Annotated in this window: 22 protein-coding genes; 14 read left to right on the top strand and 8 right to left on the bottom strand. The window is 60.7% G+C overall.

Features of this window, described 5'->3' with window-relative positions; translation table 11 throughout:
• Nucleotides 1-13: 13 nt before the first annotated feature.
• A complete protein-coding gene (locus GM79_RS13595) occupies nt 14-1,117 on the bottom strand; it encodes an ISAs1 family transposase (protein WP_035559885.1) in 1,104 nt (367 codons plus the stop codon).
• A 116-nt stretch (nt 1,118-1,233) separates the two neighbouring features.
• Entirely contained in the window at nt 1,234-1,947 is a 714-nt protein-coding gene (locus GM79_RS13590; protein ID WP_035564753.1) for a dienelactone hydrolase family protein, read from the bottom strand.
• A gap of 146 nt (nt 1,948-2,093) precedes the next feature.
• On the opposite strand from GM79_RS13590, the gene GM79_RS13585 reads away from it, so the two are divergent.
• The 5 genes from GM79_RS13585 to GM79_RS13565 all read left to right on the top strand — a co-directional run bounded on the left by GM79_RS13585 (nt 2,094) and on the right by GM79_RS13565 (nt 9,678).
• On the top strand, nt 2,094-3,143 hold the full coding sequence (locus GM79_RS13585) for an LLM class flavin-dependent oxidoreductase (protein ID WP_035564752.1): 1,050 nt from the start codon (nt 2,094-2,096) through the stop codon (nt 3,141-3,143).
• A gap of 235 nt (nt 3,144-3,378) precedes the next feature.
• A complete protein-coding gene (locus tag GM79_RS13580; protein ID WP_035564750.1) occupies nt 3,379-4,539 on the top strand; it encodes a DUF4856 domain-containing protein in 1,161 nt (386 codons plus the stop codon).
• A 128-nt stretch (nt 4,540-4,667) separates the two neighbouring features.
• Entirely contained in the window at nt 4,668-5,789 is a 1,122-nt protein-coding gene (locus GM79_RS13575) for an imelysin family protein (RefSeq protein WP_035564749.1), read from the top strand.
• 117 nt (nt 5,790-5,906) lie between these two features.
• Nucleotides 5,907-7,259 carry an HTTM domain-containing protein gene (locus GM79_RS13570; protein ID WP_035564747.1) on the top strand — a complete coding sequence of 451 codons (1,353 nt, stop codon included), beginning with the start codon at nt 5,907-5,909 and terminating at the stop codon, nt 7,257-7,259.
• On the top strand, nt 7,240-9,678 hold the full coding sequence (locus tag GM79_RS13565) for a TonB-dependent receptor (RefSeq protein WP_035564745.1): 2,439 nt from the start codon (nt 7,240-7,242) through the stop codon (nt 9,676-9,678). The genes GM79_RS13570 and GM79_RS13565 overlap by 20 nt, the downstream gene beginning before the upstream one ends.
• 20 nt (nt 9,679-9,698) lie before the next feature.
• On the opposite strand, the gene GM79_RS13560 is transcribed toward GM79_RS13565, so the two are convergent.
• On the bottom strand, nt 9,699-10,466 hold the full coding sequence (locus GM79_RS13560; RefSeq protein ID WP_035564743.1) for a sulfite exporter TauE/SafE family protein: 768 nt from the start codon (nt 10,464-10,466) through the stop codon (nt 9,699-9,701).
• Between the two features lie 110 nt (nt 10,467-10,576).
• On the bottom strand, nt 10,577-13,159 hold the full coding sequence (gene dnaB / locus GM79_RS13555) for a replicative DNA helicase (RefSeq protein ID WP_235184063.1): 2,583 nt from the start codon (nt 13,157-13,159) through the stop codon (nt 10,577-10,579).
• Nucleotides 13,160-13,511: 352 nt separating this feature from the next.
• Here dnaB and GM79_RS13550 point away from each other — a divergent pair, with 352 nt between their 5' ends.
• Entirely contained in the window at nt 13,512-14,903 is a 1,392-nt protein-coding gene (locus tag GM79_RS13550) for a UDP-N-acetylmuramate--L-alanine ligase (RefSeq protein WP_072008616.1), read from the top strand.
• Nucleotides 14,904-14,905: 2 nt separating this feature from the next.
• Nucleotides 14,906-15,607, top strand: coding sequence for an alpha/beta fold hydrolase (locus GM79_RS13545; RefSeq protein WP_035564739.1), 702 nt, complete (start codon nt 14,906-14,908; stop codon nt 15,605-15,607).
• Nucleotides 15,608-15,776: 169 nt separating this feature from the next.
• On the opposite strand, the gene GM79_RS13540 is transcribed toward GM79_RS13545, so the two are convergent.
• Both GM79_RS13540 and GM79_RS13535 read right to left on the bottom strand, forming a co-directional pair.
• Complete coding sequence (locus tag GM79_RS13540) at nt 15,777-16,331, bottom strand: hypothetical protein (protein WP_152559991.1); 555 nt, start codon at nt 16,329-16,331, stop codon at nt 15,777-15,779.
• 91 nt (nt 16,332-16,422) lie between these two features.
• A complete protein-coding gene (locus tag GM79_RS13535) occupies nt 16,423-17,217 on the bottom strand; it encodes a M48 family metallopeptidase (protein WP_035564735.1) in 795 nt (264 codons plus the stop codon).
• A 239-nt stretch (nt 17,218-17,456) separates the two neighbouring features.
• Here GM79_RS13535 and GM79_RS13525 point away from each other — a divergent pair, with 239 nt between their 5' ends.
• The 7 genes from GM79_RS13525 (at nt 17,457) to GM79_RS13495 (ending at nt 24,981) form a co-directional block, all read left to right on the top strand.
• Nucleotides 17,457-18,071, top strand: a complete 615-nt coding sequence (locus GM79_RS13525) for a fumarylacetoacetate hydrolase family protein (protein WP_035564730.1) — start codon at nt 17,457-17,459, stop codon at nt 18,069-18,071.
• 169 nt (nt 18,072-18,240) lie between these two features.
• Nucleotides 18,241-20,262 (top strand): M23 family metallopeptidase, encoded by a 2,022-nt coding sequence (locus tag GM79_RS13520; RefSeq protein WP_051718881.1) that lies wholly within the window; start codon nt 18,241-18,243, stop codon nt 20,260-20,262.
• Nucleotides 20,263-20,399: 137 nt separating this feature from the next.
• Nucleotides 20,400-20,846, top strand: a complete 447-nt coding sequence (gene bcp / locus GM79_RS13515) for a thioredoxin-dependent thiol peroxidase (RefSeq protein ID WP_035564728.1) — start codon at nt 20,400-20,402, stop codon at nt 20,844-20,846.
• Between the two features lie 203 nt (nt 20,847-21,049).
• A complete protein-coding gene (locus GM79_RS13510; protein ID WP_035564726.1) occupies nt 21,050-21,913 on the top strand; it encodes a transketolase in 864 nt (287 codons plus the stop codon).
• A 147-nt stretch (nt 21,914-22,060) separates the two neighbouring features.
• Nucleotides 22,061-23,431: a vWA domain-containing protein gene (locus tag GM79_RS13505; protein WP_051718880.1), complete on the top strand. Its 1,371-nt coding sequence runs from the start codon at nt 22,061-22,063 to the stop codon at nt 23,429-23,431.
• Nucleotides 23,421-23,915 carry an endonuclease domain-containing protein gene (locus tag GM79_RS13500; RefSeq protein WP_235184062.1) on the top strand — a complete coding sequence of 165 codons (495 nt, stop codon included), beginning with the start codon at nt 23,421-23,423 and terminating at the stop codon, nt 23,913-23,915. Before GM79_RS13505 ends, GM79_RS13500 begins: the two co-directional genes overlap by 11 nt.
• A 109-nt stretch (nt 23,916-24,024) precedes the next feature.
• Nucleotides 24,025-24,981 (top strand): transketolase family protein, encoded by a 957-nt coding sequence (locus GM79_RS13495; protein WP_035564720.1) that lies wholly within the window; start codon nt 24,025-24,027, stop codon nt 24,979-24,981.
• A gap of 72 nt (nt 24,982-25,053) precedes the next feature.
• On the opposite strand, the gene GM79_RS13490 is transcribed toward GM79_RS13495, so the two are convergent.
• Nucleotides 25,054-25,311 (bottom strand): hypothetical protein, encoded by a 258-nt coding sequence (locus GM79_RS13490; RefSeq protein WP_035564718.1) that lies wholly within the window; start codon nt 25,309-25,311, stop codon nt 25,054-25,056.
• A gap of 331 nt (nt 25,312-25,642) precedes the next feature.
• The gene (locus GM79_RS13485) at nt 25,643-25,939 is read right to left on the bottom strand and encodes an HPF/RaiA family ribosome-associated protein (RefSeq protein ID WP_035564716.1); all 297 of its coding nucleotides are present in this window, start codon (nt 25,937-25,939) and stop codon (nt 25,643-25,645) included.
• Nucleotides 25,940-26,048 lie beyond the last annotated feature (109 nt).

The raw sequence follows: 26,048 nt of genomic DNA, 5'->3' as shown, positions 1-26,048 counted from the left end.
CAGACTAACCGCACTATGCAAGTTGGTGGCAAATCTGGGTCAGCAGCTCTTCTAAATAGGCATCGTTCCATCCGAGCCGCTTTCGTTTTTTCTTGATGCTGACCCGTGTGGGGTCCTGTTGCAGCAGGTTAAGCGCCATTTTGCGCACGAGGGCCAGGTTTTCCACGGCTTGGGCCTGGCGCAAGCGGTGGGCGTCTTCGCCCAGCGTCACGTCCAGGTGCCAGTGGAGCTTGTTTTCAATGGCCCAGTGGTCGCGCACGGCGGCCGTGGCCTGGGCCGGGGTCAGGCTCGCGCGGCTGCTGAGGTAGTAGCGCACGGCCTGCGACTGGGCCGGTCCGTCGACCGGGTGGCGGGTGGTCGCGACCCGGACCAGGGCGGCCAGCCCCGGCCAACGGCCTTCTTCATCGACCCAGCGCAGGTCGGTTTGGACGCTGACCTGGGTGCAGAGCGGGGTGTTGTGGGAGGCCAGGCTCCAGGATTCGAGCGTCTGCCGAGCGGGCACCTGAGCCAGGGCGCGTTCGGCCTCGGCCAAGAGCGTGGCCTGGTTCTCCTTGAGGGCCAGCAGGTAATCACCGCCTTGCTGGCAAATCTGGGCCGCGATGGCAGGTTGGCAGCTGAGCGCATCGAGGCTGACGAGGCAGCCGCGTACGTCGAGTAGGGCCAGTACGTCGGGGATGGCCGCCAGTTCGTGGCCTTTGCCCGCCGTGGCCACCTGGGCCAGGCTCAGGCCCTGGGCGCTGGCCACGGCCGACACCACGTGCAGCGCCTGCGGGCCGGAGCCGCGCAGGGTCTTACCGTCGATACAAACCTGGCCGAGTTGGTCGGCGGGCAGCACCTGCCGCATCCAGGCCAGAAAGGCCGCGTTGAACGCCGCCGCGTCCAGGTGCTGAAAGACCCGCCGGAAGGTATCGTCGGACGGAATACCGTTGTCCAGCGAGAGGTAGCGCCGAAAGACGGGTTCTTTCTGCTGGCCAAACCAGGCGATTTCCTCAAAATCGTCGGCCCCGCTCAGCACAGCTAGCACGCTGATAACGAGAATGTCTAATAGTTTGTGGCGAAAGTTTTTATTCTGCCGCCGGAAGTCCGGCACGTCGGCTAAGTGGGTGAGTAACGACATCGAACCAAGGGGGTAAGCCGCAAATTTACCCTTGCGCACATAGTGCGGTTAGTCTGACCATCATGCTGAGCTTGTCGAAGCATGACGGTCTTCAAGATAATTTTGCTACAACAGAGTTACCCGCTCAGCTTCTCCCCAAAAAATGCCAGCGTCATGGCCCAGGCCTCTGCGGCGGCCTGCGGGTGGTAGCTGGGCCGCTCGTCGCAGTGGAAACCGTGGTCGGCGTAGGAAATTACGGTGTTGATGAAGGGTTTGCCAGCGGCTTCTACGGCGTCAGTCACTTCGGCAATGTGCGCTTTGCTGATGTGGGCATCGAGGCCGCCCCAGAAGAAGAGGTGCGGGGCGTGCAGGTCGGCGGCGCGGTCTTTTAGGGTGTGGGTGCCGCCGCCGTAGTACGACACGGCCGCCGCCAGGGGCAGCACGATATTGGCCAGAAACGACACCTGACCGCCCAGGCAAAAGCCGATGCTGCCGATTTTGTCGGGCATCACCAGCGCCTGGGTTTGTAGCCAGGCGTGAGAGGCCTGCAGGTCGGCCGCCAAATCAGGGTGGTTGATGGCGCTGTAGTGCGGCATGGCACCGGTAGCGAAATCGGAATAGGCAATTTCCAGGCCCGGCGCGGCGGTGCGGTGAAACAGCTCCGGGGCAATTACGGCGTAGCCGGCGGCGGCCAGGCGGTCGGCCACGCTGCGGATGTGGTGGTTCACGCCAAAGGCTTCCTGGAGCAGAATGATGCCGGGCACGGGGCCGGTGGTGGTAGGGAAAGCCGTGTAGGCGCGCATTTCGGTGCCGTCGGCTACCTGAAGGGTGACGGTGTTGTGGTCGCTCATCAAAAGGAATGGAATCTGATTGTTTGGGTGCGTAACAGCTGAATTCCCCAATGTTCATCCTTCTTCCTGCAATGCTCCGCGCCGAGCGGCTCGAACTGTAAGCAACTGCCAGCGGTTCTAGCACCTTCATTCCCTTCCCTCAGACCATGACAACTTCTCCCAAGCTTCGCCTCAACGTGCTCGACCAGTCGCCCATTCGGCCCGGCAGCACGGCGCGCGAGGCCGTGCTCGAAACTGTGGCGCTGGCCCGCCTGGCCGACCGGCTGGGCTACGGCCGGTTCTGGGTTTCCGAACACCACAACACCGATACCCTGGCCGGCTCCACGCCGGAGGTGCTCCTGGCCTACCTCGGCAGCCAGACCAGCCGTATTCGGCTGGGTTCGGGCGGCATCATGCTGCCGCACTACAGCGCTCTGAAAGTGGCCGAAAACTTCCGCATGCTCGAAACCCTGTTTCCGGGCCGTATTGACCTGGGCATGGGCCGCGCGCCCGGCGGCGACCGCCTCACTGCCCACGCCCTCAACCCCCACAATACCTTCAGCGAGCAGGATTTTGTGGAGCAGCTGATGGACCTGCAGGCCTACTTGCGCGACGACCGGGTGCCCGAAACCATTCACGAGCGGGTGATGGCCATTCCCAAAGCGGCCACCAGCCCGGAACTGTGGCTGCTGAGCTCCAGCGGCCAGAGCGGGCTGTTTGCGGCGCATTTAGGCATGGCGTTTTCGTTTGCTCAGTTTATTAATGGCCACGGCGGGGCCCAGGCCGTGCGCACCTACCGCGAACGGTTCCGGCCCTCGGCCGAGCTGCCCGCGCCGCTGGCCAACATGGCCGTGTTCACGCTCTGCGCCGATACCGAGGAAAAGGCGCAGGAGCTGCGCGCCGCCCTGGACTTGCTGCTGCTGCGCTTTGGCAAGGGCGAGCGGGGCGCTTTGCCCACGCCCGAGGAAGTTCGCAGCTACCGCTTCACGGCCGAAGACCAGTTGCACCTGCGCCAAAATCACAACCGCGTGGTGAGCGGCACGCCCGAGCAGGTACACGCCCAGTTCACGGCGCTGGCCGCCGAGTACCAAGTGGATGAAATAACGGCCGTAACCATCACCGCCGACTTTCAGGACCGGCTGCGCTCCTACGAGCTGCTGGCCGAGGTGTTTGAGCTGGATGCTATATCGGAAAGGCAGCTGGTATTTCAGGAATAAGCCTGGCCCCGTGAGGTTGTCCGCACAAACCTGATGCAACAGGGCCGTGAAGGATGACGAGAAAAGTTGAATGCAAGAACCAGGATGGATAATGGAACTAGAAAAAAATCGAACTTCTATTTGGAACGATTCTAAATAGGCCTTACTTTTGTCAAAGTTTAGAATGATTCTAAACAACGAGGGCGCGCAATCGTCTTCCATATCCTGACTTTCTGCTTCAATTTCATATTTCCCCATGACCTCCTTCAACCGTATTTACGCCGCTACCTTATTCATCAGCACCCTCGGCCTGGCTTCCTGTAGCAAGGACGACGAGGTGGCCCCAACCACTCCGGCGCTGCGCTCAAAAATGGAATACAGCGCCCTCACCGGTACCACTCCTTATACTACCTCGTTTAAGGCCGCCGATGGCACTTCGACGGTGGACTTGGGCACGGCGGCCGTGCGGCTCGATATGTTCTCGGAGCTGAACAGCTACATGGCCACCGTGGCCGTGGCAGCCCCCGCCACGCCCGCCACCCTGGACATCACCAAGCTGCGCAACCTCTACACCAACACCAACGCCCCCTTCGCCAACGCCGCCCTGAACACCTCCGGCGTGCAGCTGCGCGACAAAACGGCCGCTTCGTTCTCCGATGCCAACGCCGCCCCGGTGCGCGCTTACATGGACGCCAAGCTGACCGAGCTGGCCACCGCCAGTCAGAGCGTGAACCAAGTGGCCACGCCCGGTACCGCCGGCCGCCTGGGCCGCTACCTCGTGGATGGCAACGGCTTTGAGGTGAACCAGATTATTCAGAAAGGCCTGCTGGGCGCGCTGCTGCTCGACCAGATTGGCAATGTGCTGCTGACCCCCGCCTCCCTGGCCGTCGACAACAGCAAAGTGGTGGCTGGCAAGACATATACCGAGCGGGAGCACGCCTGGGACCTGGCCTACGGCTACCTGACGGCCAACGCCACCATGACCACCGACATCGCCCTCACGCCCCGCGAGCGGTTTCTGGCCGGCTACCTCAACGAAAAGAACGGCCCGGCTTCGCCCGGCGTGTACCTGGCGTTTCTGAAAGGCCGCGCCGCGATTGTGAACAACGACGAGGCCACGCTGAAGGCGCAGGCTGACATCATCCGCACCGAGCTGGAAAAAACCATTGCCAAGTCGGCCGTGTCGTACCTCACCAACTGGAAAGCCGCCGCTGACCCCGCCGTGAAAGCCCACGCGCTGGGCGAAGGCATCGGGTTCGTGTACTCGCTGCGCTTCTGCACCAAGTCCGGCGCCGATGCTGCCTGGGCCGATGGCGTACTGAACAACCTCACCGCGGGCAGCCAGGGCGCCTGGACGATGACCAACGCCCAGGCCAATGCCGCCGTCACGGCCATCAATACCAAATTCTCGCTCTAGCCCCGGCTAGCCAAACATTTTGCCCTCGGTTTTTATTTAGACCGTCGTCTTGCGCCCGGTAACGCTTCTAGGTGCTGGGCGCAAGACGACATCGGAACGCCTGCGGGTAGCCGTTTTCCTTATCACTTATGAAAAAGTCGATTCTGCTCTTTTCGTTATCGGTGGTGCTGGCCGCCGGCGGTATTTCCAGCTGCAAGGACGTAATCGACGACCCGGAAGCGCCCACGGCCGGCACCTCTGACCTGGACCGCAAGGCCCTGCTCACGCAGTATGCCGACGCGCTGGTGATTCCGCGCTACCAGGGCTTCGGCAGCAAACTGGGCGCGCTGAAAACCCAGGCCAACGCCTTTACGGCCGCGCCCACTACGACGGGGCTGCAGAGCCTGCGCCAGTCCTGGCGCGAGGCGTACCTGGAGTGGCAGCAAGTGGAAGTGTTTGAATTCGGCCCCGCCGCCGACGTTTCGCTGGTCAATAATTTCAATATTTATCCCACCGACGCGGCCGGCATTCGCCAAAACATCGCGTCGGGCACCTATAATTTTCAGCTCTCGACAGCCATTCCCCAGCAGGGCTTTCCGGCGCTCGACTTTCTGCTGAACGGCATCGCGGCCGACGACAACGCCATTGTGCAGTCGTATGTGGCCGCGCCCGGCCAGCGCCGCTACCTCACCGACGTGGTGGCCCGGATGGACCAGTTGTTCGCGGGCGTGCAGGCGAAATGGAACGGTCCCTACCGCGCCACCTTCATCAACAGCACCGGCACCAACGCCGGCAGCTCGCTCTCGCTGCTGACAAACGCCTTTTCGCGCTATTACGAGCATTATTTACGCACGGGCAAAATCGGCATTCCCGCCGGCGTAATGTCGGGGGTGGCCGCGCCGGAGAAGATTGAGGCTTACTACCACCGTGGCACGCTGCCGCTGCAGCTGGCCCAGGCGGCCCACGCCACGGTGCAGGCCGTGTTCAACGGCCGCGCCGGGCAGCCCTCGCTGCGGTCGTACGTGGACGCGCTGGGCGCCAAAGACAGCCGCACCGGCCAGTCGCTGACCCAACTCATCAACGACCAGTTTGGCGTTTCGGCCCAGCAGCTGGCTGGCCTCGGCCCCGACCTGTCGGCCACGCTGCAAACGCGCAACGCCGCCGCCGTGCAAGCCTACGGCGAGATGCAAAAAGCCGTGCGCCTGATAAAAGTGGACATGACCTCGGCTATGAGCGTGAGCGTGACTTACGTGGATAACGACGGCGACTAGTGCGGTTTCCACCGCCATGAACAGAATTAAGAATGAAGAATTAAAAATTTGACCGTCAGATTTTTAATTCTTCATTCTTAATTTTTAATTCCCCTTACCAATAACGGAACCGCTTTAATGCGCCCCGGCTATTTCAACACCTACACTTCGGCGGCGCCGCTGGCAGTATTTCGCGTGGCCTTTGGTCTGCTGATACTGGCCAGCGTCGTTCGCTTTTGGGCCAAGGGCTGGATTGCCGAGCTGTACATTCAGCCCCGGTTCTTTTTTCCTTATTTCGGGCTCGATTTCATCCGGCCGCTGGGCCCGTACACGTACGGGCTTTTTGCGATTTGTGGCGCTTGCGCGCTGCTGGTGGCGCTGGGCTGGCACTACCGCGCAGCCGCCGTGGGCCTGTTCCTCAGCTTCACCTACATCGAGCTGATGGACAAAAGCACCTACCTGAACCACTATTACTTTGTGAGTCTGGCGGCGCTGCTGCTGGCCGTGCTGCCCGCCGGTGCTTACTTCTCGCTGGATGCCGCCCGCCGCCCCGGCCGCGCACGCACCCACGTGCCCCGCTGGACCGTGGACGCCCTGCGCCTGCTCGTGGGCATCGTGTACGTCTACGCCGGGCTGGCCAAGCTCAACTCCGACTGGCTGCTGGCGGCCCAGCCGCTGCGCATCTGGCTGCCAGCCAAAAACGACCTGCCGCTGGTGGGGTTTCTATTTAATTACCCCGCCACGGCCTTCGTTTTCAGCTGGTTTGGGGCGTTTTATGACCTCACGGTACCGTTCTTTTTGCTGAACCGCATTACCCGGCCCTATGCCTACGCGGCGGTGGTGGTGTTTCATGTGCTCACGGCCATCCTGTTTCCCATCGGCATGTTTCCGTATGTGATGATAGTGGCGGCGCTGGTGTTTTTTCCGGCCGAATGGCACGAGCGGCTGCTGGCGCGGCTGCGGGCGCTATTTCGGCGGCCGGCGGCTACCGGCGCTGCCTCGCGGCTGGTGTACCAGCCGCGGGTGCGGCTGGCGCTGCTCACGGGGCTGGCGCTGTTTTTTGTGGTGCAGCTATTAGTGCCTTTTCGCTACGCGCTGTACCCTCGCGAGCTGTTCTGGACCGAGGAAGGCTACCGCTTTTCCTGGCGTGTGATGCTGATGGAAAAGATGGGCCAGGTCGAGTTTAAAGTAGTCGACTCCGCCACTGGCCGCACCCGGCGCGTCAATAATTCCGACCACCTGAGCGTGCTACAGGAGAAGATGATGGGCACTCAGGCCGACATGATGCTGCAATTTGCCCACTACCTGCACGACTACTACGCCGCCCAGGGCGTGTACCAACCCCGAATTTACGCCGACGCCTACGTGACCCTCAACGGCCGCCTGGGCAAGGCTTATATTGACCCCACCGTAGACCTGGCCCGCCAGGCCGAAAGCTTCGCGCCCAAGCCGTGGATTTTACCTTTTGACGATGAGATTTCAGGTTTATAGAACGCTATTGATATTGGGGGTTGTCCTGCTAGGCTTCAGCGCCCAGGCGCAGGAAACGCTGCGGGGCCGCGTGCTGGCCGCTGGCAGTGGGCAGCCGGTCATCGGCGGGGAGGTGTATGTGCAGAGCCTGGCCCGCGCCGTGCTCACGGACAGCGCCGGCCGGTTTGAGGCCCGAGGGCTGGCTGCGGGCCCACAGCAGGTGCGGGTATCGGCGCTGGGCTACCAGCCGTTTGCCATCGAAGTCCGGCTGCCCGCCGACGGCTTCACCTTTGAGCTGACCGGGCGCGACCGCACCCTGGACGAAGTGGTGGTGGCCGCGCCCCAAACCACGTTTGGCCAGACGCGGCTGCGCGAGGTGGAAGGCACGGCCATTTTCGCGGCCAAGAAATCGGAAGTCATCGTGCCCGAAAACCTGGTGGCCAACCTCGCCACCAACAACGCCCGGCAGGTGTATGCCCGCGTGCCCGGCCTCAACATCTGGGAGAGCGACGCGGGCGGCCTGCAACTCAGCATTGGCGGGCGCGGCCTCGAACCCAACCGCACCACCAACTTCAACGTGCGGCAGAACAACTACGACATCTCGGCCGATGCCCTGGGCTACCCCGAAAGCTACTACACGCCGCCCACCGAGGCGGTGAAGCGCATTCAGCTGGTGCGCGGGGCGGCCTCGCTGCAATACGGCACCCAATTTGGTGGCCTGCTCAACTTCGAGTTGCGCAGCCCCGAGCCCGACCGCAAAGCCGCCATCACCTCGCGCCAAACGGTGGGCTCGTTCGGCTTTTTCAACTCCTTCAACAGCGTAAGCGGCACGGTGGGCAAGCTCAGCTACTACACCTATGCCCAATACAAGCGCGGCAACGGCTGGCGGCCCAACTCCGGTTTCGAGAGCAAAACCGCCTACGCCGACGTGCGCTACCAGGCTACTGAAAACGTTAAGGTCGGCGTCCAGTTTACGCACATGGACTACCTGGCCCAACAGCCTGGCGGCCTCACCGACCGGCAGTTTGCGCAGGATGCCCGGCAGTCGAACCGCGAGCGCAACTGGTTTGCCGTGGACTGGAACCTGTTTAATGTGAGCGCCGACTGGAAGCTGAGCGCCAAGGCCAACGTCAACGTCATTGCCTTTGGGCTACTGGCTTCGCGCCAGTCGTTGGGTTTCCGGCCCGTGCAGGTCGACCGCGCCGACAACGACCTCAACGGCCGCGACCTCATTGACGGCGACTTCCGCAACTATGGCCTGGAAGCCCGCTTCCTCAACCGCTACCAGGTAGCCGGCAAAGACGGCGTGCTGCTGCTCGGCACCCGCTACTACCGCGGCACTACCCACAGCGTGCAGGGATTTGGCCCGGCCGGCCGCGGCGCCGATTTCCGCTTCGTGGACGCCGACCGGTTTTCCAGCACGAAAAACAGCTCCGATTACCGCTTCCCTAACCACAACGCCGCCTTTTTTGCCGAGAATATCTTCTACCTCACCGACCGGCTCTCGGTGACGCCGGGCGCGCGCTTCGAGTACATCCGCACGCGGGCCGACGGCGTGCTGAGCGTGGTCGATAGCGACCTGGCCGGCAACATCATCAGCACCCGCAGCCAGACCGAGGCCCGCCAAAACAGCCGCAGCTTCGTCCTGGGCGGCCTCGGCGTGAGCTACAAGCCCCGCGAGCAGCTGGAGTTCTACGGTAATATTTCGCAGAACTACCGCTCCATCACCTTCAGCGACATGCAGATTGTGAACCCGTCCTCCGTCATCGACCCCAACCTACAGGACGAGCGCGGCTTCTCGGCCGACCTGGGCGTGCGTGGCGAAAAAACCGGCGTGCTCACCTACGATGCCAGCGTGTTTGCCCTGAGCTACGGCAACCGCATCGGCGAAATTCAGGAGTTCGACAATCTGAACAACGTGTACCGCCGCCGCCTCAACGCGGGCCGGGCGCTCATCATCGGCGTCGAAACCTACGCTGAAGTGGAGTTGCTGAGCCAAGCATTGCGGGAGGCGGGCCGCTGGCAGTTCTCGGCCTTCAGCAACGTGGCCCTGATTCGGGGCCGCTACGTGCAAAGCGAGCTGGTGGGGGTGGAAGGCAACCGCGTCGAGTTCGTGCCCGACGTGAACCTAAAAGCCGGCACCCGCGCCGGCTACGGCCCGTTCAAAGCCTCGCTGCAATTCCTGTACTTGTCCGACCAGTTTTCGGACGCCACTAACGCCCCGGCCAGCAGCTCGTCGGCCGTGATTGGGCGCATCCCTGCCTACCAGGTTTTCGATGCGTCGGCGTCGTGGGAGCATCGCTGGCTCAAGCTCGAAGCCAGCGTGAATAATCTGGCCGATGCCCGGTATTTTACGCGCCGGGCCACGGCGTACCCCGGCCCCGGCATTCTGCCCTCGGACGGACGCAGCTACTTTCTCACGGTGGGGGTGAAGCTGTAAGGAACGGATGATTGCGCCGGTTACGCCCCGAATGTGTCCCAGCCCAGCTTCCCAATAAAAGCACTCACAACCACCAGAAACAGCACCCGCACGAAGCCGGTGCCGTGCCGCTGCGCCATGTACGCGCCCAGCCGGGAGCCCAGCATGTTGCACGCGGCCATTGGCAGCGCCACCCGGTACATCACCTGCCCGGTGCTGGCAAAGTAGGCAAGGCTGACGGCATTGGTGGCCACGTTCACCAGCTTGGCCGAGGCCGAAGCGGCGATAAAGTCGTAGCCAAACAGCCCCACGAATGCAAACAGCAGCAAGCTTCCCGTGCCCGGCCCAAAAAAGCCGTCGTAAAATCCGATGGCCGCGCCCAGTACTACGCCAACCAGAATTTCGCGGCTTCCTTTAAGTTTTGGCGCGTGCAGGCTACCAAAGTCCTTGCGCCAGGCGGTGTACACGGCCATCAGCACCAGCAGGCCCAGCACCAGCGGCCGCACGGCTTCCTTGTGCAGCAGGCTCACCGCCCGCGAGCCCAGCAGCGCAAACCCGCCCGCCACCAGCGCAGTGAGCGCCACCGTGCGCCAGCGAATGTCCAGCTTCTCCGGGCCGCTCAGGTAGCGTTGTAGGGCCACCGCCGTGCCCGACAAGCCGGCCACTTTGCTGGTGCCCAGCACTGTGGGCACCGGCACGCCCGGCAGCAGCAGCAGCATGGCCGGCAGCTGAATCAGCCCGCCGCCGCCCACAATGGAATCGATAAATCCCGCCAGAAAGGCGAATAGGCAGAGCAGGAATAAGGTCATAAACCGGTAATTAAAAATTGAGAATTAAAAATTAAAAATGGGTCGTTCGGATTGGGACTGTCTCATTTTTGATTTTTAATTCTCAATTTTTAATTCTCAATTTTTAATTCCTAAAAGGGCGGGTCTTCGTGCTTGCTCATATTGCCTTTCGGGAAGGGTACCGGCGACTCATTAATCTTCGAGCCCAGCCGGATGGTGTTGGGGGCGAAGCTGCTGGGTTCGCTGTCGAAGTTGCTGGCCGGTAGGCCCATGGGCTGGTAGCCGCTGGGGTCGAATCCACCGCCCGCGCCGTCGAGGTCGGCAAACTTGGTGAACTTGCCGATAAACTTGAGCTGCACAGTTTCGAGCGAGCCGTTTCGGTGCTTGGCGATGATGACCTCGCCCACGCCCTGGGTCGAGTTGCCCTCGGCGTCCTGGTCGAGGCCGTAGTACTCGGGGCGGTAGAGGAAGATTACCATGTCGGCGTCCTGCTCAATGGAGCCCGATTCACGCAGGTCACTCAGCTGCGGGCGCTTCTCGCCGCCGCGGGTTTCTACCGAGCGCGAAAGCTGCGACAGGGCCAGCACGGGCACGTTCAGCTCCTTGGCTATGCCCTTGAGGGCCCGCGAGATGCTGGCAATTTCCTGCTCGCGGTTGCCGCCCCGGCCGTCGGTGTTGCCACTCATCAACTGCAAATAGTCCACGATGATGAGCTGTACGTCCTTCTGCGAGCGCAGGCGGCGGCACTTGGTGCGCAGCTCCCGAATGCTCAGCGCCGGCGTGTCGTCAATGTAAATGGGCGCGGCCGAGAGGTCGGTAATCTTGTGGTTGAGCTGCTGCCACTCGTGGTCGGCCAGCGTGCCCTTCTTAATCTTATCCGAATCCAGCTCCGCCTCGGCCGAAATCAGACGATTGACGAGCTGCAGCGAGGACATTTCCAGCGAGAAAATGGCCACCGGCCGCTTAAACTCCACCGCCGCGTTGCGCATGGCCGACACCACGAAGGCCGTGTTGTGCGTCACGGTCATGTCCTGGAGCAGGAACAGCCGGTTGCCGTCAATCTCGAAGCCGTAGTAGTCGTCCACGTTGTCGAACTCCACGCTGATGCCGGTCTGGCGCCAGTCCACGGGCGAGGCCCAGGGCTGAGCCCTTTTGCGGGCCACCCGCACCGGCACGCGCTCAATGTCGCCGTACAGCCGCACGCGCCACACTTCGCACTCGTAGCCGATGCTGGAGATGGTGGCGCGCTTCTTCGTGAGCGAGGTACGGAAGCCCAGCGAGTCGCCCAGGAACTTTATTTGCCGGGCCAGGCGCTGGTTTTTCTGCGTGATTTCGTAGCCGTTGGAAACCGGGTCGAGGTGGCCGTCGCTATCAATAAGTCCAGCCAGCAGGCGCAGGCGGTTCTCGGTCGAGTTGATGGCGTAGGCGCGCGGAATGTGCTTGTCGCCTAGCACGCCCAGCTGGCGCAACTCGTCCTGCAGTGAGTACTCGACAATGTTGCCGCCCTGCCGGCCGCGGGTGATGCCGTAGCTGTTGCAGCGGTTTTCCACCACGCCCACGGTCACCTGCATATTCAGCGCGGCGGCGTACTCGTGCAGGTAAGCAATGATTTCCGGGTCCTGGCCCGTGATGCGGCAGTTGCTGGTGTTGCCGTCGCCCAGCCACACGCCCAGGAAGTACGGGTCCACGGGCAGCTCCTGCGCCTCAAACTCCACCGGCACTTTGTAGCCTTTGTAGTTCGAGCGGAATTTCGGGCCTTTGGTCAGGTAGTCCTTCACGGTGATGTTCAGCACGTCGCCATGGCGGTGCGGGCCTTGGCTTGCGCCGAACTCCGTTTCGTTGCGGCTGCGTTTGAGCGAGAGAATGTGGCTCTCGTTCACGCGGTAGTCGTCGCCCTTGTTCTGGCGCACCCAGTACATGTTTTCGCGGCCCCGCGCAATGCTCAGTACTCGGCGCGGGGTGGAGTCGTCGCCCATCAGCAGCTCGCCTTCGCGCACGTCTTCCACATTGCGCAGGTCGCCGTCGAACATCAGCACCTTGGTGCCTTTGCCCAAGCACTTGCCCATGCCTGGCCGAGCTGCAATAATCACCAGGTCAGAGGGTTGCCAACCGCTGGTAACGCGGTCCAGGGCCGTGAAGCCGGTGGGTACGCCGGTGAGGCCGTCCTTCTGGTTTTTCTTTTCTTCGAGCTCCTTGATGGCCTTGCCCATCAGGCTGCGCATGTCGTCGAAGTTCTTGCGGATGTTCGACTCCGACACCTCAAACAGGGCCGACTCGGTGTTGTCGAGCAGGTTAAATACGTCGGTGGTGTCCTCGTAGGCGTCGCGCAGGATGTCGCTCGAAATGCGAATCAGCTCGCGCTTAATGGCCGATTCGGTGATGATGCGGGCGTGGTATTCCACGTTGGCCGCCGAGTTGACTTTGGAGGTGAGGCTGGCCACGGCAAACGGGCCGCCGGCTGCTTCGAGGGCACCCATTTCGCGCAGCTCGTGCACCACGGTGAGCTGGTCGATGGGCTCCGATTTATCAAAGAGCCGAATGATGGCTTCGTAGATGAGCTTGTGCGACGCCTTGTAAAAGCTCTCGGGCTTGAGCAGGTCGATGACCGAGGTGAGGGCATCTTTTTCCAGCATGAGCGCGCCAAGCACGGCCATTTCGAGCTCGGGGGCCTGGGGCGGCAGCTTGCCGGCCGCGCCCGCGTTGAAGGGGACCATCCCGGCAGCGCCGCGGGACCCCAAAGCCGCTTTGGCTCGGGCTGCGGATTGCTTCAGGCGGTCGTCCATCCGGTCTTGCATAGTAGTCTCAGGGGTATTGGGCAGCGATAAAGTAGGACCGGGCTTTTTTCGAAAGTCCGGCCGCACACCATGTATACAAAGCTAACCCCGGGAGCGGGGAAAAAGATAGGCGGCGGAAGTCGATTCTTTTGGTTATGGCAGGGCTCCGGCGGCGCAGATTGCGTACTTTCGCGGCCCGCTAATTGGGTTGTCGCTTGCCTGTTGTCAGTAGTTGGAATTATTCTAAAATTGACGGCTGCACCTGACAACGAACAACGAACCACACACCACTTTGGAAGCAACGAGCCGCAGCCCGAAACCAGAAGCCATTCATCTCATCGCCGTGGGCGGCAGCATCATGCACAACCTGGCGCTGGCCCTGCACCGGCGCGGCGCCCACGTGACGGGTTCCGACGACGAGATTTTTGAGCCCGCCAAAGGCCGCCTGGCCGCCGCCGGCCTGCTGCCGGCGCAGGAGGGCTGGGACGCCAACAACATCACGCCCGACCTCGACGCCGTGATTGTGGGCATGCACGCCCGCCCCGACAACCCCGAACTGCTCCGGGCCCAGGAACTGGGCCTCAAAATCTACTCTTTCCCCGAATACATCTACGAGGCCAGCCGCGATAAGCAGCGCATCGTCATCGGCGGCTCGCACGGCAAAACCAGCATCACGGCCTGCATCCTGTACGTGCTGCGCTATCACGACCGTGCGTTCGACTACGCGGTGGGGGCCCAGCTGGCGGGGTTCGACCTGATGGTGCAGCTCACCGACGAGGCGCCTATTATTATCATCGAGGGCGACGAATACCTGGCCTCGCCGGTGGACCGGCGGCCGAAGTTCCACCTTTACCAGCACCACATCGGCGTGATTTCGGGCATCAGCTGGGACCATATTAACGTGTTTCCGACTGAGGAAAACTACCGCGAGCAGTTTCGCATTTTTGCCGACATGACGCCCAAGGCCGGCGTGCTCATCTACGACCGCGACGACGAGCAAACCCAGCTTATTGCCGTGCCCAGCAACCCCGACGTGACCTACGTGGGCTACGGCCCGCACGAGCACGTCATCCGCGACGGGCGCACGTACCTGCTCAATAAAAAGGACGAGGAAGTAGCCATTCAGGTGTTTGGCGAGCACAACCTGCGTAATATTTCGGCCGCCAAGGAAGTCTGCAAGCAGCTCGGCATCAAGGGCAAGGACTTTTTTAAGGCCATTGCCTCGTTCCCCGGCGCGGCGCGGCGCCTGGAGCTGGTGCGGGAAGGCGCTACTTCGGTGGTGTACAAGGACTTTGCCCACGCCCCCAGCAAGCTCAAGGCCACGTCCACATCCTTTAAGAAGCAGTTCCCCAAGCGGCGCCTGGTGGCCTGCCTGGAGCTGCACACCTTCAGCAGCCTCAACCCGGTGTTTTTGCCGCAGTACGCCCACTGCTTCGACGCGCCCGACGTGGCGGTGGTGTACTTCAACCCCCAGGTGCTGGCCCACAAGCGCCTGCCGCCGCTGGCCGCCGCCACCGTGGCCGAAGCCTTCCAGCGCCCCGACCTGCGCGTAATTACCGACAGCGCCGAGCTGGCCGCCTTCCTGCGCGAGCAGGAGTGGGCCCAGGCCAACCTGCTGCTGATGTCATCTGGCACCTTCGACGGGCTGGACGTGAACGCGCTGGCCACCGAAATCATAGCTTAGCCATGAAGCCCACGCTGCTTTTGCTACATGGGGCCTTGGGCAGTCCCGAAACCCTGCACCCACTAGCTGAGTGGTTGAATGCTGATTTTGAAGTGAAAACGCTGGCCTTCGCCGGGCACGCCGGGCGGCCGGTGCAGTCCAAAACCTTCGCACTGCCCTACTTTGCCGACGAGGTACTGGAGTATCTGGAGGACGAAGCGGCTCCGGCGCACGTGTTTGGCTACAGCATGGGCGGCTACGCGGCGTTGCTGGCCGCCGTGCAGGAGCCTTATAAGTTCGCCAGTATCACGACGCTGGGCACCAAGCTGGATTGGTCACCGGAATCAGCCGCGGCCGAAACTCGCTTCCTCGACCCCGAAAAGATGCTGGCCAAAGTGCTGGCCTTTGCCGAGCAGCTCCGGGCCCGCCACGCGCCCGCCGACTGGACCGCCGTAGTACGGGCCACGGCCACGCTCATGCAGGCCGTCGGAGCAATGCCACCACTCACGGTCGCAGCGTTGGCAGGTATTCAAGTGCCCGTGCTGGTGCTGGTGGGCGATGCCGACCACACGGCCAACAGCGAAGCCGGCGCGGCCTTGGCGGCGCAGTTGCCACGGGGCCGCTACGAGGTGCTGCCGAATACCCTGCACCCGCTGGAACGGGTGGATTTGCGTGGGCTGAGTGAGCGAATTAGTGGAATGCGCAGGATAACTGACGCTGGGTAGGAACTGGTCTCGCAGACACTTTTTCTTATCGTGATTCAACCAAAAAAAGCCCGCTACTCAGCGGGCTTTTTTGGTGTTGGGGCCGGCTTGCGCGGCCGGTTGGTATCGGTGGTGATGAGCAGGGCGAGGGCCGTGAGGGCGGCGCGCAGGAGCCATTTGCCAGTAGTGTTCACTTGGCGGCAAACAGGGAGTTCGTCACTTCCACTTTCAGGTCGCAGTGGCCACCGCCCAGGTTGCGGGAGCAGGTGGTGCTGACGATGCGGCCGTTTTCAAAATTGAAAAAGCAAACCGCGCAGCCCACGCCCGTCAGGATGTAGCGCTCGGCTCCCGGCCGCAGGTAGTAGGTGTTGTCGCCGCCGGCAGTGAGGGGCAGGGCCATGGCCCGAAAGCCGCCGTTGCGCAGCCCCATGCCAATGAGGTAGTAGGTCACGGGCTGGCCGTCGCCCACGGGGGCCTTGCGCACCTGCACTTTATCGACCACGGTGCCATCGCCAAACTCCCGGATGAAGGCCGTGGCCAGCTCGCTACGGGAGGTAGCGTACTCGGCCGTACTGTCGGTGAAATGCACTACTTCCCGGCTTTCGACCTTGGCGATGGCCTCGCCTTTCATTAACTTGGGGCTTCCAAACTCGTTGGATGACTGCTTGGTAGCTTCACAGGACATCATTAGCAAGACCAGCAAGCTGAGCAAGCCAATACCCAGAAGGCGAGGGGCGAAACGCATTTTATAAAGCGGAATAAGTGATTATTGGTTGACAGTTGTTGGTACTTGATTCTGTGCCGCTAACTGACAGCCAACAACTTCAAGCTAACAACTAACGGGGTTTGTAGTATTTGCGGGCTTCGGGCAGCTCCTTTTGAATGTCGGCGATGCGCGTGCCGTTGGAGGGGTGAGTGGAGAGGAACTCGGGCGGCGTGGCACCGCCTTTGGCTTCCATGCGCTGCCAGAACGCAATTGCTCCGTCAGGGTTGTAGCCGGCCAGGGCCATGAATATCAGGCCCAGGTGGTCGGCTTCACTTTCCTGGTTGCGGCCGTAGCGCAGCAAGCCCAACTGTGAGCCCACCCCAAATGCCTGCAACGCCAGCTCCTGCGTGGCAGGCGCATTGGTAGAAAGGGCTGCCGACAAGGCCTGGCCGCCCAACTGCTGCACCAGGCCCTGGCTCATACGCTCGGAGCCATGTTTAGCCACGGCGTGCGCTACTTCGTGCGCCATCACCACGGCCAAGCCGTTTTCGTCCTGCGTAATGGGCAAGATGCCGGTGTAAACGGCTACTTTGCCGCCGGGCATGCACCAGGCATTCTGCTGCTGGTCGTCCTTAATAACGTTGAATTCCCACTGATAGCCGGCCAGCTGGTCGGCAGCGTTCTGCTGGCGGAAATAGGTTTCCACGGCCGTTTGAATGCGACGGCCCACGTTACGCACCATGTTCACCTGCTGCGAGTTGGTGGATAGCGGGCCTTTGGCAATCACCTCGCGGTATTGCGTGGCGGCCAGCGTGTTTATCTCGGAATCGCTCACCAGGCTGAGCTGGCGGCGGCCGGTGATGGGAACGGTGGAACAAGCTGCCAGAAAGGACAAGCTGGCCAGTAAGGTGAGTTTCTTGAGCATAATGGTGGGAAAAAGAGAGGAAAAGGCGGCTGGTAACCGCTGCTGTGGCTACCACGTTTTACGAGCCGAAGGCTTTGGTTCCGGCAATGCAAGCGCCGCAGTAGTCGCCTATACGGCGGAAAGGCGGGTAAATGTTTACCAACCGGGCTCGGGAAGGAGTAAAAACCAGCCGCTGGGTTGCCGTATGCCCAAGCCGGGCCGTAGTTTTGGCTTCCTTCTCTTCCGCCTTGCGTGCATTCATGAAAATTATCTGCATCGGCCGCAACTACGCCGACCACATTGCCGAGCTGCACAACGAAGTGCCCGCCGCGCCCGTCATCTTCCTCAAGCCCGAAACGGCGCTGCTCCAACGCGGCCAGCCCTTTTTCATCCCCGAGTTCTCGCAGGATATTCACCACGAGCTCGAGCTGGTGCTGCGCGTGTGCAAGAACGGCCGCCACATCGACGAGCAATTTGCCCACACCTATTTTGATGCCGTGGGCCTGGGTATCGATTTCACGGCCCGCGACCTGCAAAGCGAGCTGAAAAAAAAGAGCCTGCCCTGGGAACTAGCCAAAGCCTTCGACGGCTCAGCCCCGATTTCCGGCACCTTCAAACCAGTAGCGGAAATTGCCGATTTAAGCAATATTAATTTTCATCTGGAAGTGAATGGCGAAACTCGTCAAACCGGAAATTCCAGCCTGATGCTGCACCCGTTTGCAAGAATCATTAGCTTCGTGTCGAAGTATATTTCCCTGAAAATGGGGGACTTAATATTTACCGGGACCCCCGCCGGCGTGGGTCCCGTAATGATTGGCGACCAGTTGACCGGCTATTTGGAGGATGAAAAAATACTTGAACTTAATATTCGTTGAGATAATTAAATAGTCTTTCGAGATGGGTTAGTTGTCGGTTGCTAGTTGCTATTTCTGAGTTGTTGTTTGTTGATTGTTAGTCATTTGTTCCGGTGATAATCAGCAAATAATTATCGATAAATAACAACTAATATTAAGGAAAAGCTTATTATAGATTGATTTTGTGAGAATGGTAAAGTTGAAAGTGCGCGATATAAAAAAGGTAGCAGTGGTTCTGGGTATGGCGGCCGTAACAGCAGTGGCGTGGCCCGGCGTAGCGGACGGTCAGGATGCGGATTCGGTGCCGGCTGGTCGTTCCAGCAGCGAGACGTTGTCGGCGGGAAAAATGGTGGTGCCGAAGGGGTATTTTCTGTTTCCTATTGCGCCTGGCAAGCCTGGCCTGCTGGCCGGCAGCATGGGCGAGCTGCGCCCGAACCACTTCCACGGCGGGCTCGATATTAAGACCGGTGGCGGCATCAACCAGCCCGTGTACGCCTCGGCCGACGGCTACATTTCGCGCCTCAAGCAGTCCTCTTTTGGCTACGGCAACGTGCTCTACATCACGCATCCCAACGGTCTGACCACGGTGTACGGACACCTCAACGACTTCCGCGGCCCCGTGGCGGCCGAGCTGCTGCGCCGCCAGTACGAGCAGCAGAGCTACGAGCTGGAAGCCTTCTTCGAGCAGGGCCAGTTCCCGGTGAAGCGGGGCGAAGTGGTGGCGCTGTCGGGCAACACCGGCGGCTCGGCGGGCCCGCACCTGCACTGGGAAGTGCGCGACGCCCAGGACCGGCAGTACAACCCGCTGCAATGGGGTGGCTTTCCCGAAATTCAGGACCACGTGGCCCCCACCTTGCAGGCCCTGGCCGTGGAACCGCTGGGCATTGAGGCGCGGGTGCAAAACGTGTTTGCCAAAGCGGTGTTGGTGCCCAAGGTGCAGCCCGCCCCCGGCAAAGCCTTCGCCTGGGCCGATACCGTGCGCTGCTTTGGCACGGTGGGGCTGCTGGTGCAGGGCTTCGACCGATTCGACAATGCCTGGAACAAGAACGGTATCCAGCGCGTGACCGTGAAAGTGAACGGGGAGCCGTTCTACCAGCACGTTATTGATGCCGTGCCTTTTCCCACGGGCACCCGGCAGATTAGCAATTTCCTGGATTTTGTGTACCAGCAGACCCAGGGCCGGTCCCTGCAAAAGCTGTGGGTGGACGACGGCAACGACCTGCCCATCTACAGCACCGGCCCCAGCAAAGGCCGCCTGACCGTGGAAGCCGGCAAGGTCTACACCGTCGATATTACCCTGGCCGACTCCTACAACAACGAGACGCCGCTGCGTCTGGTGCTGCGCGGCGAGCAGCCGGCGTATTTTAAAACCCGTTCGGCCGCGGCCAAAAAGCCCGCGCTGCGCTTTGAGGTGACCCGCAACCTGCTCAAGGCCGTGGCCACCGACCTCGGCACCGATTCGGTGGCCGGCAACCTGGTGCTGCTACGCGGCAACCGCCGCCTCGAAATCCGGCCCAGCTACACCCAGAACAGCGAAAACGTGTACCTCTACGACCTGCGTGCCGGCCTGCCCGACTCGCTACGGTTTGGCGGCATTACCAAGAAATTCGACCGCCAGGTGCTGGTGCCCGCGGGCCGGGAAACCACCTACGCGACCTCGTTTCTCAGTCTGGTGTTTGGCTCCGAAACGCTGTTCGATAACCTCTACTTGGGCACTACTTACCTGCCCGAAACTAAGGGCAGCGGCTTCTGGACGGTGGGCAACCCGCTTAGTCCGCTCTACAAAACCGCGCAGCTGACCCTGCGCCCCGCCACCCCGCCCACCGACCCCCGGCGCACTGCTATTTATTCGGCCACGGCCAAGGGCGGCAAGGCCTATCTGGGCGGCAAATGGGACGAGCGCGGCAACATCACGGCCAACATCCGGCAGTTCGGCTCGTACCGCATTCATACCGATTCCATAGCGCCGAAGGGTAGCCTGGCGGGGCGGCCCGGCGGGCAGCTGCTGTTTCGGGTGGCCGACGACCTTTCGGGCCTCGCCAGCTACCAGCTGCTCGTTGGCGGGCAGTTCCGGCTGCTGCGGTTCGAGCACAAAAACGCCACCCTCTTCACCGTGGCCACCGACACGCTGGGCCCCCGCCTGCGCGGCCCCGCCGAGCTGCGCCTCACCGACCAGGCCGGCAACGAGCGGGTGATTCCACTGGCGTTGTAGATTTTTTAGGGTAGGAGGGTTTGGGGGTAGGAGTTTTGCCAGACTTTTACCCCCTTTGGAATTCACCCCCCCCCAAACCCTCTTACCCGCCTACCCCCAAACCCTCTTACCCTAAAAACCCCCTCATACCCTAACCTATGCTTCCCGAACCCGGCCAACCCGCCCCCGATTTCACTGCCAACGACCAGGATGGCAACACCATTTCGCTGAAAGACCTGCGGGGCCAGCGCGTGGCGCTGTATTTCTATCCCAAGGACGACACGCCCGGCTGCACCGCCCAGGCCTGCAACCTGCGCGACCACCAGGAGGAGCTGACCGCCCAAAACATCAAAGTCATTGGCGTAAGTGTTGACGGCGAGGCAGCCCACAAAAAATTTGTCCTCAAATACGACCTGCCTTTCCCGCTGCTGGTCGATACCGACAAGAAAATCGTGCAGGACTACGGCGTGTGGCAGGAGAAGAAAAACTACGGCAAAACCTACCTGGGCATCGTGCGCACCACGTTTTTGATTGATGAGAACGGCATCATCGACAAGGTTATCAAGAAAGTGGATACCAAAGCGCACGCCGCCCAGCTGCTGTAGTTTACCATGCAAAAACGCTGTGCCGCACGTTGCGTGGATGGGCAGCACGCAAATCAGCAGAACATTGGCTGAAAAAGAGGTTTTAATAGTAAGATGCTGATTAACAGGTGATAGTTGTTTTACACAACCGATTGTGTAAGCATAATTTCGGTACGTCGGCTTGGTAGATTACCTTTACCCAACCGAAACAAACCCCAACCCACATGCCCCAGACTGCTGAAATAGCGACTGCCGACCTCAAAGAAATTGCCGCTCAGGTGCGGCGCGACATCGTGCGCATGGTGCACGCCGTGAACTCCGGCCACCCCGGTGGCTCGCTGGGCTGCACCGATTTGCTGGTGGCGCTCTACTTCAAGGTGATGAAGCACACCCCCCAGCCGTTCGATATGGACGGCACGGGGCAGGACCTGTTTTTCCTGTCGAATGGCCACGTTTCGGCTACGCTGTACTCGGTGCTGGCGCGTTCGGGCTACTTCCCGGTGAGCGAGCTGGCCACGTTCCGCAAGCTCAACTCGCGCTTGCAGGGCCACCCCACCACGCACGAGGGCTTGCCCGGCATCCGCATTGCCTCGGGCTCGTTGGGCCAGGGCCTGAGTGTGGCCTGCGGCGCCGCCCAGGCCAAAAAGCTCAACGGCGACGACCGCCGCGTGTTCGTGCTTATGGGCGACGGCGAGCTGCAGGAAGGCCAGAACTGGGAGGCCCTGCTCTACGCTGCCCATCACAAAATCGATAACCTCATCGGCGTCATCGACCGCAACGGCCAGCAAATTGACGGCTCCACCGCCGAAGTGGGCGGCCTCGGCGACCTGCGCGCCAAGTTTGAAGCGTTTGGCTGGCATGTGCTCGAGGCCGATGGCAACGACTACGCCACCCTGCTGCCGGCCCTCGAAGCCGCGCAGGCCGCCACCGGCCAGGGCAAGCCCGTCATGTACATCATGGACACCCGCATGGGCTTCGGCGTCGACTTTATGATGGACGGCCATAAATGGCACGGCGTAGCGCCCAACGACGCGCAGCTGGCCACCGCCCTGGAGCAGCTGGTGGTGGGCACTGCGGGCGACTACTAGGAACTGATGCGCAACGCGCCCACACGCCAACCTCACTCTCTGACCCCCTCTCCAAAAAAGAGGGGAAACCTGACGATTCTGCGGCAAGCAAATTCGGTTCCCCCTCTTTTTTGGAGAGGGGGTCAGGGAGTGAGGTTGCGTTGGGCGATGTTGTTCGCGCTGCTCTTTTTCGCCTTCCACGCCCACGCCCAAAACGCCGCGCCCGACAAGCCCAAAGTCACCCGCATTCTATTCGTGCTCGATGCCTCGGGCTCGATGATGGCGCCGTGGGAGGGGCAGCCCCGCTGGGAAGTGGCCAAGCGCATGCTGAGCAAAATGGTGGATTCGCTAAACGCCTACCCCAACCTGGAGCTGGGCCTGCGCGTGTACGGCCACCAGTTTCCCAACAGCGACAAAAACTGCCAGGACTCGCGCCTGGAAGTGCCGTTTGCGCCGCGCAACGCCAAGGCCATCAAGGCCCGGCTGGCCACGCTCAAGGCGCAGGGCAACACGCCCATCACCTACTCGCTGGAACAGTCGGCCAACGATTTTCCTGCCGATAAGGCGTCGCGTAATGTGCTGCTGCTCATTACCGACGGGCTGGAATCCTGCGCCGCCGACCCCTGTAAATCGTCGCTGGCCCTACAGCGCAAGCACATTTTTCTCAAGCCCTTCATCATCGGTATTGGGGCGGAAAAGGACTTTGGTCGGCAGCTCGAATGCCTGGGTCAGTACTACAACGCGGCCGATGTGAAGACCTTCCGCACCGTGATGGACGACGTGATTGCCCAGACGCTGAGCAAAACCACCGTGAGCGTGAACCTGACCGACGCCGACGGCCGCCCCGCCGAAAGCAATGTGAACATGACCTTCGTGAACAACGTGACCGAGCAGCCCGAGTACAATTACGTGCACTACCGCGACGCCCAAAACCGGGCCGACGTGCTCGACATCGACGCGCTGCAGAGCTACGACCTGGTGATAAACACGGTGCCGCCCGTGCGCCAGACCAACCTGGCCATCCGCCCCGGTCGGGCCAACGTGCTCACTTTCAAAACGCCCCAGGGCACGCTCTGGCTGCAAAGTCCGCAGCTCACGCCCAACCCCTACGGCACCGTGCAAGCCGTGGTGCGCACGCCCGCCGGTGCCACCGTGGCCAGCTTTCCCTTCGGCACCCGCCAAAAGCTGCTGGCTGGCAACTACGAAGTGGAACTGCTCACGCTGCCCCGCCTCACGCGTCGCGTGAGCTTGAAACAAGGCCAGGAGCTGGCCGTGACCTACGCCGCGCCCGGTACCCTCAATATCACCAGCGACCTGAAAGGCTACGGCAGCATCTACCAACTCAACAACGACGAATCGCAAACCTGGATTTATACCCTTCCTGAAGGCAGCAGTAGCAAAATAAACCTACCCATACAGCCCGGCGCCTACCGCTTGGTATTCCGCACGAAGACTAGCAACGGCAGTAAATTTACGGACGTGCGCAATTTCAGTATTCGCAGCGGACAGACAACTTCGGTGGCTATTTTTGGAAAGTGAAATTAAGAACGAAAAACTCCCTTCCTTACCAAGGAGGGGATATTCTTACGAAGTGAAAATTGGGGTGGTTGTAGGCGTTGAGCATCGTTTGCATGTATTAAAACAGAGAAATCAGAACGCCATGACCATTTTCAATAACCTAGCCCACAAAAAAGCAGACCGCCGCACGCTTCGAAACAACCTGACCTCGGCCGAGGCCGTGCTATGGAACAGCTTAAAATGCAGCCAGCTCGCCGGACATAAGTTTCGCCGCCAGCACAGCATCGGCGAGTTCATTCTCGATTTCTATTGCCCACAGGAAAAGCTTGCGGTGGAGTTGGATGGTGTGGGCCACTTTACGACATCTGGTAACTTAAGTGATGTAGTGCGCACGGAGTATTTGAATAGCGTCGGTATTCTAGTGCTGCGATTTGAAAACAAAGTAATTTGGTCGTATTTAGATAGCGTGTTGCATTCGATTACCATTCATTTTAAAGGCGTTTGACCGTCTCGTTCAACGCCTACAACCACCCCAATTTTCACTTCGTGAAAATGTCCCCTCCTTGGTAAGGAGGGGAGTTTTTTGACCGTTTTCAATCTCCCCAACATCCCCCATGAAAGACTTTCCCTTCACCGAATCAAAGGACACCCGCAGCGGCTTCGGGGCCGGCTTGCACGAGCTGGGCAAAACCAACCCCAACGTAGTGGCCCTCTGCGCCGACCTCACCGGCTCGCTCAAAATGGATGCCTTCAAAAAGGACTTCCCTGAGCGGTTTTTCCAGGTGGGCATTGCCGAGGCCAACATGATGGGCGTGGCCGCCGGCATGACCATTGGCGGCAAAATCCCCTTCACGGGCACGTTTGCCAACTTCAGTACCGGCCGCGTGTACGACCAGATTCGCCAGAGCATTGCGTACTCGGATAAAAACGTGAAAATCTGCGCCTCGCACGCCGGCCTCACGCTGGGCGAAGACGGCGCCACCCACCAGATTCTGGAAGACCTGGGCATGATGAAAATGCTACCCGGCATGACCGTCATCAACCCCTGCGACTACAACCAGACCAAGGCCGCCACCATTGCCATTGCCGACCACGAAGGCCCCGTGTACCTGCGCTTCGGCCGCCCCGTGGTGCCCAACTTCACGCCCGCCGACCAGGAGTTCGTCATCGGCGAAGCCGTGCTGCTCAACGAAGGCACCGACGTGAGCATCTTCGCCACCGGCCACCTCGTATGGAAGGCCGTGTTGGCTGGTAAGCTCCTGGCCGAACGCGGCATCAACGCCGAAATCATCAACATCCACACCATCAAGCCGCTCGATGCGCAGGCCATCCTAGCCTCGGCCCGCAAAACCGGCTGCGTGGTCACCGCCGAAGAGCACCAGATGAATGGCGGCCTCGGCGACAGCATTGCCCAGCTGCTGGCCCGCGAAGAGCCCCTGCCCCTGGAAATGGTGGCCGTGCGCGACAGCTTCGGCGAAAGCGGCACCCCCGACCAATTGATGGAAAAATATGGCCTCACCGATGCCGCCATCGTGGCCGCCGTAGAAGCGGTGATGAAACGCCGAAAATAACTGCTAATTAAGCATCAAAAAGCCCCCGCAACGCTGGTAGTTGCAGGGGCTTTTTTGATGCTTAATTAGCAGTTATCCAACAGTATTCCGTCTGCTTATTTCCGCCTGAATACTCTTTAGGTTTTGTGTCGTTTTATAGCCGCCACGAAAAGCGAGAAACAGCAAAACAATAGTGACAAAAAAGCCTCCTTTGTGTGTAGCAGCCCAAATAGCAATACCAATCAATATGCCTATGAACAAAGCAGCGACGGTTTTTTGTGATTTCATCTTCTTTTCTTCTGACACCAGTTCATCAAGTGTCAGTGTAGAATAGTCTTTGCTTGAAAACATAATAATGTTAGCTCTTAAGGAGGTTCCTGAATTGAGATTGGCCACTTGGCGCTCAGCATCTGCTTGTCAACCGCATGCTGCCAAGGCGCTCAAATCTGTTTCAAGCGCTCAAGTTATAGCTTGTTTACCGCAACTTATTCCTGCAATGAAAAGCCAGTGCCCAATGCCGCACTGGCTCGCCCAATACCCGCCTTCTACAGCTCAGCCGCTTCATTTAAAAGCGTCCAACATTTCTACTTAGGTTTAAAGCCTCTGCTTTGGGTGCAGCGCCACGCAAAAGGCCCGTCGGAACTACCGACGGGCCTTTTGCTTGTAAAAACGACGTAGAATGCTAATCCAAAAACTGCCGCTTGAGCTTCTCACTGGCATCGCGCAGGCCGGCCGCCCAGGAAGAACCGGTACCTTCGGCAAATAAATCCTTGCCGGGAATGCCCAGGCGCCAGCGCACCTGCTTGTTATTTTCGGGGTTGGAGCCTTCTTCGCGCAGGTACACGTCGGCGGCCACGATGTCGTCGCGGAAGTGCATCACGCGGCGTAACTCGCTTTCTACCTGCGCCAGAAGCGCCGGGCTTTCCGAGAATCCAACGGTTTGCAAATCAACTTTGATGTTCGCGATATTGTGTTGCATAAAGATAGAGAAAGGAGGGTGAGGGCGTCGCGCCGGGCTGCTACCTGCAGATGGCGGACGCTTTTAGATACGGCTGCCACGGCTTTCGGTTCCCGGTGGGCGGGCGGGG

The sequence above is a fragment of the Hymenobacter sp. IS2118 genome (genome assembly GCF_000715495.1).
Lineage (GTDB): Bacteria > Bacteroidota > Bacteroidia > Cytophagales > Hymenobacteraceae > Hymenobacter.
This window is presented reverse-complemented; position numbering and strand designations above follow the sequence as displayed.